This window comes from Vibrio sp. 811 (assembly GCF_033339195.1).
The window spans coordinates 1-537 of the sequence record NZ_JAWOUB010000858.1 but is presented as its reverse complement, the minus strand read 5'-3'; the positions used below and the strand labels follow the sequence as shown (position 1 = coordinate 537).

Annotated in this window: 1 protein-coding gene; it reads left to right on the top strand. The window is 46.2% G+C overall.

Going from position 1 to position 537, the window contains the following annotated elements; translation table 11 throughout:
• Positions 1–537, top strand: a 537-nt coding sequence (hflK, locus tag R7Q46_RS29790) for an FtsH protease activity modulator HflK (RefSeq protein ID WP_318078669.1), incomplete at both ends; no start/stop codon positions are given.

The window sequence follows — 537 nt, the reverse complement described above, 5'->3', positions numbered from 1 at the left end:
TTCGCTCACTACGTGCATCTGGTCTAATGCTGACGAAAGATGAAAACGTAGTAACGGTTGCAATGGACGTTCAATACCGAGTTGCTGACCCATACAAATACCTATACCGCGTGACCAATGCAGATGATAGCTTGCGTCAAGCAACAGACTCTGCGCTACGTGCGGTAATTGGTGATTCACTAATGGATAGCATTCTAACCAGTGGTCGTCAGCAAATTCGTCAAAGCACTCAAGAAACACTAAACCAAATCATCGATAGCTATGATATGGGTCTGGTGATTGTTGACGTGAACTTCCAGTCTGCACGTCCGCCAGAGCAAGTAAAAGATGCGTTTGATGACGCGATTGCTGCGCGTGAGGATGAAGAGCGTTTCATCCGTGAAGCAGAAGCTTACAAGAACGAAATCTTGCCGAAGGCAACGGGTCGTGCTGAACGTTTGAAGAAAGAAGCTCAAGGTTACAACGAGCGTGTAACTAACGAAGCATTAGGTCAAGTAGCACAGTTTGAAAAACTACTACCTGAATACCAAGCAGCGC